Origin of the sequence: Shewanella sp. S1-49-MNA-CIBAN-0167, assembly GCF_040310145.1 — a bacterium.
Taxonomy (GTDB): Bacteria; Pseudomonadota; Gammaproteobacteria; order Enterobacterales; family Shewanellaceae; genus Shewanella; species Shewanella psychromarinicola.
The window spans coordinates 1-234 of sequence record NZ_JBEOPO010000508.1 but is presented as its reverse complement, the minus strand read 5'-3'; the positions used below and the strand labels follow the sequence as shown (position 1 = coordinate 234).

Here is a 234-nt window from a genome sequence, read left to right as displayed (position 1 = left end):
ATTGTAGACATAATGAAGTGCCACAGTTAATTCAACTGTGCCTAAGCCAGAAGCAAAATGTCCGCTAGAAATAGCAACAGACTGAAGTAAGAACTGTCTGAGTTCATCAGACACTTGAGGAAGTAAACCTTGAGGTAACTTCCTTAATTCTTCTGGTGTATTAGCTTTCGCTAGTACTGGAAATTTAGAAATATCGAAGCTCATAGCGAGATTGTCTGACTCTTTATTATAATC

1 protein-coding gene is annotated in these 234 nt (G+C 37.6%); it reads right to left on the bottom strand.

Annotation, left to right across the window (positions count from 1 at the left end; translation table 11 throughout):
* On the bottom strand, positions 1 to 204 hold a 204-nt coding region (locus AAEZ00_RS22200), incomplete at its 3' end, for a 1-deoxy-D-xylulose-5-phosphate synthase N-terminal domain-containing protein (protein WP_351090212.1).
* Between the last annotated feature and the right edge of the window lie 30 nt (positions 205 to 234).